Source organism: Shewanella sp. 10N.286.48.B5 (genome assembly GCF_002874355.2).
Classification (GTDB): domain Bacteria; phylum Pseudomonadota; class Gammaproteobacteria; order Enterobacterales; family Shewanellaceae; genus Shewanella.
This window is the reverse complement of sequence record NZ_MCVG02000001.1, coordinates 1,042,593-1,057,433: the sequence shown is the minus strand read 5'-3', so window position 1 is coordinate 1,057,433 and position 14,841 is coordinate 1,042,593. Positions and strand designations below refer to the sequence as shown.

At 41.0% G+C, this 14,841-nt stretch carries 10 protein-coding genes; 7 read left to right on the top strand and 3 right to left on the bottom strand.

From position 1 onward, the window contains the following. Nucleotides 1-2: 2 nt before the first annotated feature. Nucleotides 3-1,169, bottom strand: coding sequence for a N(5)-(carboxyethyl)ornithine synthase (locus tag BCU57_RS04575; protein ID WP_102437089.1), 1,167 nt, complete (start codon nt 1,167-1,169; stop codon nt 3-5). A gap of 670 nt (nt 1,170-1,839) precedes the next feature. Between BCU57_RS04575 and BCU57_RS04570 the strand changes: the two genes are divergently transcribed. Next, nucleotides 1,840-2,235, top strand: a complete 396-nt coding sequence (locus BCU57_RS04570) for a hypothetical protein (protein WP_102437087.1) — start codon at nt 1,840-1,842, stop codon at nt 2,233-2,235. A 272-nt stretch (nt 2,236-2,507) separates the two neighbouring features. Next, the gene (locus BCU57_RS04565) at nt 2,508-3,869 is read left to right on the top strand and encodes a leucyl aminopeptidase family protein (RefSeq protein WP_102437085.1); all 1,362 of its coding nucleotides are present in this window, start codon (nt 2,508-2,510) and stop codon (nt 3,867-3,869) included. 121 nt (nt 3,870-3,990) lie between these two features. Here BCU57_RS04565 and BCU57_RS04560 read toward each other — a convergent pair whose 3' ends face one another. Continuing rightward, a complete protein-coding gene (locus tag BCU57_RS04560) occupies nt 3,991-4,518 on the bottom strand; it encodes an Lrp/AsnC family transcriptional regulator (RefSeq protein ID WP_102437084.1) in 528 nt (175 codons plus the stop codon). 229 nt (nt 4,519-4,747) lie between these two features. On the opposite strand from BCU57_RS04560, the gene BCU57_RS04555 reads away from it, so the two are divergent. The 5 genes from BCU57_RS04555 to BCU57_RS04535 all read left to right on the top strand — a co-directional run bounded on the left by BCU57_RS04555 (nt 4,748) and on the right by BCU57_RS04535 (nt 13,878). After that, a complete protein-coding gene (locus BCU57_RS04555; RefSeq protein ID WP_102437082.1) occupies nt 4,748-6,901 on the top strand; it encodes a TonB-dependent receptor in 2,154 nt (717 codons plus the stop codon). Between the two features lie 64 nt (nt 6,902-6,965). Next, nucleotides 6,966-8,354 carry a cytosine permease gene (locus BCU57_RS04550; protein ID WP_102437080.1) on the top strand — a complete coding sequence of 463 codons (1,389 nt, stop codon included), beginning with the start codon at nt 6,966-6,968 and terminating at the stop codon, nt 8,352-8,354. 112 nt (nt 8,355-8,466) lie between these two features. After that, nucleotides 8,467-9,606 carry a DUF917 domain-containing protein gene (locus BCU57_RS04545; protein WP_102437078.1) on the top strand — a complete coding sequence of 380 codons (1,140 nt, stop codon included), beginning with the start codon at nt 8,467-8,469 and terminating at the stop codon, nt 9,604-9,606. A 678-nt stretch (nt 9,607-10,284) separates the two neighbouring features. Next, complete coding sequence (locus BCU57_RS04540) at nt 10,285-11,232, top strand: diguanylate cyclase (RefSeq protein ID WP_102437076.1); 948 nt, start codon at nt 10,285-10,287, stop codon at nt 11,230-11,232. 231 nt (nt 11,233-11,463) lie between these two features. Next, nucleotides 11,464-13,878, top strand: coding sequence for a putative bifunctional diguanylate cyclase/phosphodiesterase (locus BCU57_RS04535; RefSeq protein WP_241903477.1), 2,415 nt, complete (start codon nt 11,464-11,466; stop codon nt 13,876-13,878). A gap of 182 nt (nt 13,879-14,060) precedes the next feature. Here the strand turns inward: BCU57_RS04535 and BCU57_RS04530 are convergent, their stop codons facing one another. Further along, a complete protein-coding gene (locus BCU57_RS04530) occupies nt 14,061-14,732 on the bottom strand; it encodes an oligogalacturonate-specific porin KdgM family protein (RefSeq protein WP_102437072.1) in 672 nt (223 codons plus the stop codon). Nucleotides 14,733-14,841: the final 109 nt, after the last annotated feature.

Here is a 14,841-nt window from a genome sequence, read left to right as displayed (position 1 = left end):
AGTTAAACGGCGAGGCTTAATTCAATATCTTTAATCTTGTAAGGGTACTCTGCCTCACGGTGCTGAAACGATAAAATCGCCTCATTTAAAACAACGCCCTCTTCAATGTTTATCGCTTGGCGAATGGTTTCATTTTGCTGCCAAGCGCTCTGCCCTGCTAGCACTGCAGGTAAATACACAATCAGCGCTGCTGAAATCGACCGAGTAGCACTTTCCCAAAGGTAAGTCGGGGTATGATCCACCGCATAATAATCCACCGTTTTATAGTTAAACATTGGCTGTTTAAATGTGGTCGGCTTAGCAAAAAAGAAGCCCATTTTTTCATCGCAACTGACATCAATGATCAAACTATGGGGTTTTAGGCACTCTGCTTCAGATTCGATCACGAAATTAGTTGGCTTGGCAGTGTTTTGAAAAGTGCCGTTAACCATAATATCGGCTTCACTGATGAGCTCTGTTAATGGCCTGCTACTGCCATCATGCTCAACCACCATCATTCGGGCTTCGCCCGTCTCGCCTGCGCGAATACGGACATAGTTACAATCTAATACTTCTTCACGCACTTGCTCTTCAGGTCGCTGAATACAAATGGTAATGTCTTTAAAACCATGGGCTTTAAGGGCGTAAATCGCGCCGCGACTCACGGCGCCAAAGCCAAAAATAATCGTCTTACGTTGATCGCCATAGTGGCCATCAATGCCTTTAAGTTGTAATGAGTGTAGCACCGCACAATAACCAGCCATTTCATTATTTTTATAAAAAGTATGACGACCCATTTGCCCCGTTGCCGACCAAATAAACATATCTTCAAAAGCAATTAGGGTTTGTTTGCGATCTAGCGCTGCTTGAGTAATATCTTGCTGCTGCACACAATGTACATAACCCCATAAAGTGCCGCCTTCACGCAGCTCTTGTAAATCTTCTAACACCGGCTTGGCAATAATTACCGTACCAATATTTGCCAGTAACTCATGACGCGTGGCAATACCGCCAGTTAATGCAGCAATTTCAGCATCTGAGATCCCAAAGGGTTCGCCATAACCTTGCTCAAATATGAGTTGCTTTCGAAGCGCTTGCGGAATGCGCAGTAAATGTCCTGGGTGAATGGGAAAGCGTTTTTCGTCTACTTTTCTTGAAGTCCCTATGACTCCTACTTTTAACGTGTTCATGTCATCGTTCCTTGTTATATCAATGGATCTATGTGACTGCATACACGAATGTTTATTTTCGCCAATGGCCAGTTGCTCTAATGATTAGAGGTAGGATCTGCTCTGGTTAATGCGACAGTCGTAAACAACGCGGCCTAATTAACATAGAGTTTTATAAATGGAAGAACTTTACGGTGACCGAGCTTAAAAAAGCGTCGCAGACGATAAAGTGTCAATATTTGAAGGGGAAATTTATTGCATACTCATTTATCCACTACGAAGGTTTTAGCTACAGAATTATGGGAAGTTCATATAACTAGCAGTGTGAGCACTTAATGAATTAATCATTGCTAACGCTTTTGAAAACTCATATAGCACAAGATGAGGTTGTCTATTTACCGAAGAAGATAAAAAAGATAAGCGCCTTACTTTAGCATAAATTAGCCCGCTAAAGTTAAAATGCGCAGCTTTAGTCCTGTTAAAACCGCGGCTGCTAAATATAAGCTCGCATTTAAACAAGATAAGTCAAGCCAGCTAAATTGGCCTACTTTTGCATAATCTTTAAAAAAGTCAGTCTATATTATTAGATTATGCTTAAAAACAACTACACTGATCTCATCGAGATCAGCTAAATGTAACTATTCACTTTAATAAATAGGTTAACTACAGCCACTATGCGACAATCGCGCCCATGAGTATCTACCAGCTATTACACAAGGCCCCTATCCGCGTTATCCGTATTGGAAGACGGCGCATTTGGCTACGTGTAAAACTGGATATGTTGGTGGTAAAACAGGCCTTAGCCCAAGAAAAGCAAGAAACCAAAGCCATGCTGGTGACTTATAAACGCTATACCTGCAAGCAAGCCAACAAGGATGAATTAGCCGAAGCCAATAAACAATTTGCCGACTTACTCAAAGGTTTGGGCTTAGGGGTTTTCGCGGTGTTACCTTTTGCCCCTATTACTATTCCTTTGGTATTAAAACTCGGCAAAATGGTAGGCGTTGACGTGCTGCCAAGCTCATTCAATAATATGTCCGAACGCAAAGCCAATGCTCGAAAAAACGCCATTAACAAAACCAGTTAACCCAAATAGCCACAGCCTAACTGATAAGTGACAATAGCCAGTAGCTAAACTAATAAGCAACTACCACGGTTATTTTTTAGCAATCCTAATAACTTTGCCAAAAAGTAGTCGTAACCTCAGCTCATAACCGCCTATTTCAGTCGCGCCATTCCACTATAGTCATCTATTGCAGCAAACAAGCACACTAAAACCATCTCTATGCTTTCTAGAATCAAATCAGCCTGATACTCTTAGGGATATCCTTAAACTCATCGCAATCAACGAGTCCTACTATGAGCAATATCATTATTTCAGGTGTTTCAGGCATTCCCCTGTCTATTTTCAATAGCGAAACATTTGCACAGTGGCGCGATAAGCAGTCTAAAAATGTTACTAACTGGCTCACCACCACCCAGTTTTCAGGTAAAGGCATGAGCTTAATTCCTAATACCGAAGGTGAGTTAGCTGAAGTTATTTTTGTGAGTAACCAAGATGACTCTTATTGGCTGTGTGGCGATCTGGTTAATCAACTGCCTGCAGGTCAATACCAATTAAACGCGGATGACAAGCAGATAAAAACCGCCGCATTTAGTTGGGGTTTAGGGGCGTATCAGTTCGATCGCTACAAAAAAAACGACAAGCAAATTCCACAGCTTATTGTGCCGACTAGTGCGCAAGCTGATGAAGCTAATAAGTTCATCCGCTCAGTGTCATTAGTCCGTGACTTGGTTAACACACCCGCCGCCGATATGATGCCGCAACACTTAGCTGAGACCATGAGCGCCATGGCGACAGAATTTGGCGCTAAGCTCAACCAAATTGTCGGTGATGAACTACTTGAGCAAAACTACCCGACCATTCATATGGTTGGCCGCGCCAGCGCAAATGTTCCGCGCTTAATCGACTTAACTTGGGGTGATGAATCGGCTCCTAAAGTGACCCTAGTAGGTAAAGGTGTGTGTTTTGACTCTGGTGGCCTTGATTTAAAACCCGGCGCCGGCATGCGCTTTATGAAAAAAGACATGGGCGGCGCAGCGCATGTTATTGGTTTAGCGCAATTGATTATGGCGAGCAACTTACCTATTCGTCTGCGGGTATTGGTTCCTGCGGTTGAAAATGCCGTTTCAGCCAATGCCTTTAGGCCCGGTGATGTGATTACTACCCGCAAAGGGCTGACCGTTGAAATTGATAATACTGACGCCGAAGGCCGCTTAGTATTGTGTGATGCCCTTGCTGAAGCCAATAACGACAAACCTGAGCTAATGATTGATTTTGCCACCTTAACAGGGGCTATGCGAGTTGCTTTAGGCACCGAGCTGCCGGGGTTCTTTAGTAACGATGACCAAGTGGCCGCCGATATTACCGCATCGGGTTTATCTGTAGACGACCCAGTTTGGCGCATGCCACTGCATAAACCTTATTATGACTTAACCTGTAGTGATATTGCTGACTTAGCCAACTGCGGCAAAACTCCATTTGGCGGCGCAATTACCGCAGCACTTTATCTTGAGGCCTTTGTTGATAAAGATATTAGCTGGAGTCACTTCGATGTGATGGCATGGAATAACCGTAAATTACCGGGTCGTCCTGTGGGTGGTGAAGCCTTTGGTATTCGTGCGGTATTTGATTACCTGCAAAATCGATTTGATAAGTAAACTAAGCCCAAAACCTCATTAGCGAAAAGGCCTGTCGATACAGGCCTTTTCTTTATTAAAACCATGATACTTTTATCACTGTTTTATATAGCAAACAAAAAACACTGCATAGCTATTAAGCTTACTCAGCGCCACGGTCTACATCTTGACCATTATCATCTAACCACTTCAAACTTGATAACGGATAGCCTAAAAACCACTTACTGCGTTCAAGTACGATACGGGTCTTAATATTTTTGATACTTAGCTCTGATCTGTCTGAAAGCTCGGTACAGATCTCATTGAGTTTTTTGATATTGGGAAAGCAACTTAACGACATATAATCCACATCACCAGCAAGCTGCATGCAATCCATAAATTCTGGAATATCTTGAATAGCACTAACAAAGCGTCGCCGCGACGGTGCTGTGTTATCGGTTAAGGTAAACTCCACATAGGCCATCACGTGCTCACAAATCTGCTCTAAATTCACATCCGCATGAAAGGTTCTGAAATAGCCGGCTTCTTTTAACGATTTAACTCGCTGAAAACAAGCACTAGGTGAAAGGTTTACTTTTTCAGCTAATTCAATATTGGTCAAATCCCCCTCAAGATGTAGGGTCGCCAATATTTTTTTGTTGTAACTATCAATCTTTACTTTCTTTTTCATTTTCAGAAACCTAGTGTTATTTTATCTATGGTTTTCGCTACCTATAGTGGATTATCCATGATTAATTTGCAAAATGTCCCGTGTTTCCTCTCAAAGCGACAAATTTTTACTGCATTTTTGCTGCATTACAAAATATTATTTTTCACCAAAGTCCCACAATGGTTATAACGGATCACACAAATGCATAATAACTACATATTTATGCAAGGAAGCCTATAAGGGCCAAAATATGAGTCATACTAATCGTCGTTTTTTCGCAAAATCAATATTAGCCACTGCGGTGGGTTTATCGCTTGTTAGTTCAGCCCACGCTGAGAACAATGAGCCACAAACTGTTGAAGCCACTAGCGGAATAGAGCGCATCGAGATTAGTGCTCGTGGCCGTGTAGAAACCTTACAGAATGTACCAGACTCGGTAACCGCGTTTAGTGCTGATATGATCCAAAACCAGCGTATTGAAAATTTCAGAGATGTTGCCGATCTCACGCCTAATTTAAGCCAGTTGGACAACTTCAGACCAGGCCTTGCCCGTATCACTATCCGCGGCTTAATTACCCCGCAAGTGGGCGATGCGCCGCTGGCTTTTGTGGTTGATGGGGTCACCGCACCCGATTTAGAATTTATTAACCAAGATTTAGTCGACATTGAGCGTATTGAAGTCATGCGCGGTGCACAGGGTGCACTTTACGGTAAAGGCGCCATTGGCGGCGCAGTGATTGTCACCACCAAAAAACCAACCGAAGAGTTAGAAGGCACCATTAAAGGCTCATACGGTAACGGCAATACCTATAATTTAAATGGCGTGGTATCGGGCGCGCTTAATGATGACAGCAGCGCATTTTTCCGTGTTGGCGGTTATACCAAAAACTCTGATGGCTTAATTGATAATGTGTTTTTAGATGAGCCAGCAGATTACTTTTCAGAAGACTCAGTGTTTGCCCAGCTTGAATTTGATCTCACAGACGACACCAGTTTAAACCTGCGCGGCCGTTACACCACCAGCGATGCCGGCTTTGCTTATTATCAAGGCGTCACTGAAGACAGCGCGGAAGACTTTGATATTGGCACCTCGCAAAACATCCGTAATAACGACCAACGTGATGTATATGAAGTCAGCGCCAAACTTACCCAGCATTATGACTTAGGTACCTTTGACTTTATCACTGCTTACAGTAGCTCTGAAAACAAACACTTTTACGATGGCGATTACTCCGCCGACCCGACCTTTATTGATGAAGATGATTTTTTCCGTGCCCCTTTTGGCACTGAAGGCTTATTTGATGTGAAATCACTGACGGTTGAATCACGCTTTACTTCTCAAAGTGATCAGGATTTAAGATGGGCAGTGTCAGCTTTCTATCAAGACAAGAAACGTGACAACACCATTAACTTCTTTGACGACTTCTTAGGCGATGTGCCGCTAGACAGAGACGATTTTACCGATGAGATGATGTATCTAACCATCGCCGATAAAAACAGCAGCAAAGCCTGGGCATTATCAGGTCAAATTAACTACGACATTACTGACAAGTTAGAATTAACGGCAGCGCTACGTTTTGATAGCGACAAACGTGAGTCTTACGACCCTAACTTCCCTGTTGATACGTTTGCAGAGGATACCTTTAGCCAATGGCAACCTAAGGTGACTTTAGCTTATCAAATGAATGAGGAGTTGCTGCTTTATACTGGCTACTCAAAAGGTTTTAGAAGTGGAGGCTTTAACGAGCCCGCAGAAGGTATAAACCGTGTTTACAATCAGGAAGTGTCTGACAGCTACGAAGCGGGTTTTAAAACCACCCTATTCTCAAATAAACTGACCTTAAACGGTGCGTTATTTGTCATCTCCCAATCTGATGCACAAATTACCCAATTTAATGTCGACAGCTTTACCCTTGAAAACCTCGCCATTGATGACGTGCTCACTAAAGGCGCTGAAATCGAATTAGGCTGGGCTGCGACAGAAAACCTCAATGTACGTTTTAATGCAGGTTATATTGACTCAGAAATAAAAGAGTTTACAGATAGACCTGAGCTTGAAGGTGAATCACAAGTATGGGTGCCAGAATATACTTATAGTTTATCTGCAGATCATTATTTCCCTATTAGCTCAAACTGGTCACTGGTATCTCGAGCTGATATTCAGGTGCAAGGGCCACAATATTTTGATATTGAAATCCCACATGTTACTTCGTCAACCTTCACCTCAATTAATGCTGGGGTCGGTTTGAAGTCTGACGATTGGACAGTGCAGCTATATGTCAATAACTTAACTGACGAGCGCACCATTGAAGATATCTTCTTTTATGGTGATGGCGTAACCGATTTAGCCCGCATGCCTAATAAACCGAGAACATATGGTATCGAAGCGATTTATAATTTCTAAGGCAAGACATCGTCACTCCCATACAGGCCTCTAGATTAGGGGCCTATTTTTACAAGTAGAACTTATGCCTAACCGTCTGACACCTAGCGCTGAATACTGCACAAGAAACAACCAAGAACACAGCCCTAAGCCAAGCTCTGAATATAGCTCTGAATATAGCTCTAAAAATAGTGCAAACAATGATCTATTTGATGATTATGCCACTCGCCCCGTGCCGCAAGATAAAACCGTCGGCGGCGTGCGCATTGGCATGATAAACGGTGGATTGGCATTTGCCGTGCCGGGTCTAATCACCGGGCTTGAGCTTGGCGGCGCGTTAGGCCTTAGCCAAAGTATTTACGCCTTTATTATTGGCGGCATTATTTTGTCAGTACTTGGCACTGTCACTGGCTTAGTTGGCATGCACAACCGCCTAACCTCATGCATGACCATGAAATTTGTCTTTGGCCGCAAAGGAGCAAACCTGCTCAGCCTTGCGTTTGTATTATCTTTACTGGGTTGGTATGGGGTTAACATCAATCTGTTTAGCGAAGTCTCTCAAGCCCTGTTTCAACAGTTATTTACTGTGACAGTGCCATTGTGGCTATTAGAAGTATCAGCCGGAATGTTAATTACCCTCACCACTATTTGGGGCTTTAAGCTGATTGAAAAGCTGTCCAGTTTATTCGTGCCGATTCTATTTATGTTAGTGGCTTATATGCTCTATAAAAGTGTCGGTTATGTCATCGCCCCAGATGCAGTTACTCAGTTTAACAGCATTGAACTCACCTTTGGTGAAGCGGTATCAGCCGTTGTCGGCAGTTTTATTGTCAGCGTGGTATTAATGCCTGACTTTAGCCGGTTTGCAAAAACCACCAATGACACCATTATCGCTTCATTTCTGCCATTTTTAGTACTCAACAGCTTTGTTTATATCGCTGCAGCCATGGCAGGTATTGCGGTGCAACAAAGTGATATTCTGGCTGTCATGCTCACATTAGGCATTGGCACTTTAGCGTTTATCTTGCTCATCATGTCGAGCTGGGTCACCAACGTGGTCAATTTATACAGCGCCGCGCTGGGTTTTAACGCCATAAATATTAGCTGGAAAGAATGGAAAATCATCGTGGTTTCAGGCGTATTAGGCACGATTATCGCTTCATTTAATTTACTGGCTAATTTTACTGACTTCTTATTTAGCCTATCGATTATCTTCACCCCTGTTGCGGCGATTTATGTGGTGGATTTTTTCATCGTACGTAATAAACAATCTTACCTGTTAAGTGAATTAAGCCAAGTTGCGGCGGTTAATTACCTTGCCGTTATCGCCTGGGCTGTGGGAATTGCAACCTCAATGCTGACCAATCATGGCCTAATCACCATCACAGGTATTGAAGTATGCGACGCCATTTTAGTCACCGCGCCAACCTACTATTTATTGATGCAAGCTTTTGCAAAAAAATCCATTGCTTAAGCCAGTAAATACATAGGAATGTTTTTGCTTCGCGGCACAAATGGAACACAAATTTTGCAGCGTTGGCATAAGATCAACACCATAAAAAGTTTAAGTTTAAGAGCTATTATTTATGAAAACACTAACAAGAGTTGACCTATCAGATATCTTGCACGGCTGCGCTATATTAGGCACAGGCGGTGGCGGTGAGCTAGATGAAGGCTTTTACTATATTGATAAAGCACTGGCTGAAGGTAAGACATTTAAGCTTGTTAGTGTTGATGATGTGCCCCAGGGCAAAAAGATTTGCACCCCCTATATGCTAGGGGCATTATCACCAATGACACCTGAAGAAGAACAGCAATATACCCGCTTACCTAAAAGCAGCAGCTCATCGATTATGACCGCATTTAGACGGTTAGAAAAATACACTGGCGATGAGTTTTATGGCACCATTTGCTGTGAATTAGGCGGCTCAAATACCGCTATTTCGTTTTACGTGGCCGCCATGGCTAATGGCTATATTATTGACGCCGATGTGGCAGGTCGTGCGGTACCTGAAATAACCCATTCAACCTACTATTTCAATAACATCCCTGCTGCGCCCATTGTCACCGCCAACGAGTTTGGCGAATGCTTTATTTGTGAAAATGTTATTGATGATTTACGCGCCGAAAACGTGGTAAGAGCCTTATCGATGATAAGCCGTAACGACATTGCTGCTATCGATCATGCGATGCCCATAGAGCAGGTTAAAGATGCGGTGATTAAAGGCACCATATCTAAGTCACTTGAAATAGGTAAAGCCTACCGGTTAGCCAAAGAAAACAACCAAGATATCGCCGATGCCATTGCCAGCCATGGTGGTGGCTATGTGGCCTTTAGAGGCTCGATTGCCAAATATCAATTTAAAACCCAAGACGGTTTCACTCTTGGAGACATATTTATTGACGGCACAGGCCAACATCTCAATGACCGTTACCATATTGAAGTAAAAAATGAGAATTTAGTCAGTCGCTTAAATGGCGTTGTTGATGTCACTATTCCTGATTTAATTTGCTGCCTAGACATGGATAGCAATAGCCCTATCACTAACCCCAATGTCAGTTATGGCGTCAATGTTGCCGTTATAGTACTGCCAGCACCAAAAGAGTTTGTCACCGAAAAAGGCTTACAGGCTTTTGGTCCCGCTTACGTAGGCATAGATGCGCCCTACCAAGCTGCGGTAGAGCGTCATTTTTTGCAAGCGACTCATTTTGAAAACCATGACTAAATGCTTAAACAGGTTAAATTAATTTCTAGCTAAATTAAGTACTTAAATGCTCATAAATAAAAACTAAATAGAAAATATGCGAAATGAACCTATTCATTTAACCATCATTAGGTTCATTTAATAGAGCAATAACCACAATTACTGCCACTGTTACCAAGCAATAATGCCACTGACAAATTGATCTTCCACTTTCTGCTACTTTGCCTGCTAGTTAAAGGTGATTTAGATGTTTTTCTGTCTATTGAGCTGTACAAAAACGTTCACTGATTGATAAGCATTTCCTCCATTGGATTAAGCTTTTAATACCCCATATAATTTCAAAAATAGGATTTTTATCTCACTTTAAGTTCTAAAAAGTATCGCTACTGATATTACCGCTATCTCGAGATACCTAATGTGAAGTCACCACAGTTGAACTAATCAATAAAGAGCTAACAACAGTCTAACCACTCGGTAAAACTAAACCATCACGCTTCCTATGGGATTAGTTAAAACCGCTATTTCGCCGAAACATAACTAACGCTGATGCTTTTTAAAGGATGTTTGCTAATATTAATTTAGTAGAGCAAGGATTGAGCTTATTAAACTAATAGAAAATCAGCATTTACTCGACTAACAGTAGCGCTGTGTTAGCAGCCCTAATTAGTTCGCGTAAATGGGATTATAGAAGGGTTATAAATGGAAATTTCAGACCTCATTGTGTCCCAACATGACGTTAAAGGCAAAATTTTGGTGGTCGATGACCAAATTGTTAATGTCAAAATAATTAAAAAATTATTGCAAGAAGACTATGATATTTTCATGGCGACCGATGGCGATCAAGTCATCGACGTATGCATGGGTTTACAACCAGATATGGTATTACTTGATATAGAAATGCCGACAGTAAATGGTTTTGAAGTATGCAAACAACTCAAAGCGAATCCACTCACGGCCAATATCGCCGTTATATTTATTACAGCTCATTTTGAAGAAGCCACTGAGGTAAAAGGACTTCAACTTGGCGCAGTAGATTTTATTCATAAACCTATTAACCCCATCATCACCAAAACCCGAGTTAAAAATCAATTGAGGCTCAAACAGCAATCGGATTTATTGCGCTCTTTTGCCATGTACGATGCGTTAACGGGTGTCGCTAACAGACGCCAGTTTGACCAGCGTTTTGCCGCAAATTGGCGCCATTGTGTTCGTGAAAAAGAGCCTATTTCCATCATCCTGTTAGATATTGATGTCTTTAAGCAATACAACGATAACTATGGCCACCAGCAAGGAGATAACTGCCTAGCCCAGGTTGCCAAAACAATACAACAGACACTGAAACGTCCTTGTGATTTAGTGGCACGTTACGGCGGTGAAGAATTTGTGTGTATTTTGCCACAAACTGATTTTTGTGGCGCTGAACATAAAGCCAAATCAATTGTCGATAACATCAACGCCCTAAAAATCGAACACGGCTTTTCAAATGTATCAGACTACATCACCATCAGTGCAGGCGTAGCTACCGTTGTACCTCATAAGGATATGCAGCAAGGTATGTTATTGGAACTTGCTGATAAGCAACTGTATCTTGCTAAATCGAATGGAAGAAACCAAGTCGCCAGCATAGAAATAAACAATATTTCCTAGTGGTTATTATTTGTGATTTAACAGAATAGTTGGACATAAGAAAGTATAACTAATGGCATAAAGCTCATTTAGATTAAGTTTTTCATCACTGGTTTAGGAAAATATAAGCGATTTTGAAATGCAAATGAGCGCTAGCTCGAGTTTTTTAAATATTATTGGTGAATTACCCGCATAATGAGGTAGTTGCGACTATAGTTTATTATAAGCTTATGAATGGATTCGGGATGCTTTATGTCATTAGGACAATTTTTAAGGCCTTATGCCAAACTTTTATTGATTACATTGTCAGGATATACCTTTGTTTTTGCCGGTTTGCTGTCATTCGCATTTCAATTAAACAATGAGATACATGACTTTACTTCTCAAACCAATAAAATCTACCAACACCCTTTTCAAGTCAACGCCGCTGCGCGTATTTCACGACAATCAATTACAACCCTAAGAAACCAGCTACTCTATGGCCTCATTGAGCAAAGTAATATTAGGCGTGACACCTTTGTTGTTGAGACCGACAAAATACAAACTACATTGGCTGATAATTTAAACATCATCCAAACAAATTTTTTAGGTGATATGACCAAAGTCACTGAGGCAATTTCATTTACTTTACAGCTTCAGCGCATTCAACAAGATATTATTGAATTGCTTATAAACCATGACATCACAAATGCTGAAAAACTGATAAAAAATCAGGCTACCCCCTTGTATCAAGCTTTAATGAATAGAATGGACTATATCGTTGACTACTCTTCAAACAAAGCGGCTAATTTAGTAATACAGGCTCAACAAAGAAGTGAAAAGTCACAAACTACATTGTGGATCCTATTTACTGCATTTTCACTATTTACGATTTTGTCAGGCTGCATTACAGCCACAATGGTCCTAAGAAACTTATTTAACCGTGATAGTAGCCTGAGAAAAACGCATGAAGATTTGCGGATTGCTGCAACCGCTTTTGAAACCCAAGAAGGCATGCTGGTCACTGATACCAATAACAAAATATTACGCGTAAATCGCGCCTTTTCTAGGATTACCGGATATGATGCCGATGAGGTCCTTGGTCAAAATCCGAGTATTTTATCTTCCGGCAAACACAAAAAGCCGTTTTACCTACAGATGTGGAAAATAATCAAAGAGCACGGTTATTGGGAGGGTGAAGTTTGGGATAAGAAAAAAAATGGCGATATCTACCCACAAAAGCTCACTATCACTGCGGTCACTGATAATAATTCTGTCATTACCAATTATGTCGGCACCATCTGTGATATCACCCTTAATAAACAAGCTGAGAAAAAAATTGCCGATTTAGCTTATTTTGACCCATTAACTCGACTGCCAAACCGTCGTTTACTTATGGACCGCCTCAATCATTCTTTATTAACAAACAGCCGTCATAACCAAAAAGGGGCATTACTGTTTTTAGACCTTGATAATTTCAAAACCCTCAATGATACCTTAGGCCATGATATGGGAGACATACTCCTAAAAAAAGTGGCAAAACGGCTGGTACAGTGCATTAGAGAAAGCGATACAGTATCTCGTTTTGGCGGCGATGAATTCGTAATTTTAATTGAAGCATTAAGTGGTAAATCCACTATAGCTGCCACGCAAAGCAAAGATATTGCCAAAAAAATACTCGCCTCAATTAATTTACCCTATCAACTAAATGGCCATGATTATTCCATTAGCACCAGTATTGGTATTACTTTAGTTAAAAACAAAAATACCTCCGTTGATGAATTACTGAAACAAGCCGATATCGCCTTGTATAAAGCTAAAGACGATGGCCGCAATTCAATGCGATTTTTTGACCCCCAAATGCAAGCCAATATCTCTAATCGCGTCGCGCTAGAAGCAGAATTAAATCATGCTATTGAAAATAAACAATTTGAACTTTATTACCAAGTTCAAGTAGACAAGCATAACAATCCATTAGGTGCTGAAGCGCTATTGCGCTGGAATCACCCCAACAGGAGTCTTGTTCCTCCGGTAGAGTTTATTCCCGTTGCAGAGCAAAATGGTTCGATTATTTCAATTGGTCATTGGGTATTAGACGCCGCCTGTGCACAACTGCAATTATGGCAGCAAAATAGCTCAACTGAATCACTCACCTTAGCGATCAATGTCAGTGCGAGACAATTTCTCCAAGACAATTTTGTCGCAACAATAAAATCCGCATTAACATACCATAAGGTTCGCCCTGAATTACTGAAGCTAGAATTAACCGAATCAATTCTATTAAATGATATCGATAAAACCATAGTAAAAATGAACCAAATTGCTGCATTAGGCATTCAGTTTTCACTGGATGACTTTGGAACCGGCTACTCATCTTTACAATATTTGAAAAAATTACCTCTTTTCCAACTTAAAATAGATAAATCTTTTGTCGATGGTTTGGTTGAAGATAAGTGCGATCAAGAAATTGTCCGCACCATCATAGCAATGGCACATAATTTGGGTTTAACCGTGATAGCTGAGGGGGTAGAAGATGAATCACAGCGACAGATTTTATCAAAAGAAGGCTGCAGTCACTATCAAGGATATTTGTGTGGCAAACCTGAAACTATCGATAAATTTGAAGCTCGATTTTCACAACCTGATACGTCATCAACACCAGTAGCATTAACCGCCCTTTTTAACTGATTCAGTTTTAAAGGTTAATCAGAATAATTATCTGTCGTGATAGGAATTAACTTTTCAATAACTATCTAAAGCGATATCAGTTTGCAGAAAGCTTACCTTTGCAGATAAACCTTCATTCCTAAGCTTAGTGAATATATTGATAAAACTAAATGACCACTAACGCTGGATGAAATTATTATATCTTAATAACTATAAGTTAACCCTATTCGAGTACGTAGCTCACGATCAGGGCTATCATTACTGACATTAATATCACCAAATTCAACATAAGGTGTCCACTGGCCTATCTTACGAGCTACGGTTAGATTCAACTCATAATTGGTATCACCATTGTCATAAATATTGTAATCAACGGCCTTATATAAATCAGCTTCAAAACCAAATTTCCAATCGTGAGTGGTATAACCAAAACCTGTGGTCAATCGATGACGCTGCTTATCAACATCGGAATTATTTCTATAAAAGTCATGACGATAACGAGCTGTAATGGTTAAACCTTGAATGCTGTCAACGGCATAGTTTACTCGAATTTGCGGTTTATAGGTCATTCCTTTTTCACGGGCCTCAATGGGCATCCCTGGCACTATGGTCCAGTTATCGTTAATTTTAAAGCGATAATCTAAACCTAACTCCCAACCATTATTTTGGCTAGACTTCCTATCAGAACCATCTACAGGCTTAAATTTTAACTCGCCACTATAATTAAAATTACCAATACTGCTACCTATTTTGACCCGAGTCGACTCACCAGACTCAGCTCGAAATTCTTGACGAACGTTAAATGATGCAGCAGAAACGGTAGAGCAAGTAAACAGAGCGACACAGCCACACAAAAGCAGATTTTTAGCAGTCATTACAATAAACCCTCACATCATAGCTATGATACATCGAATTAAAAAGCCACTCATGTACCCAGTATAAATTCAATTAACAGCCTTAATAAGTAATACAATATTGTAAAAT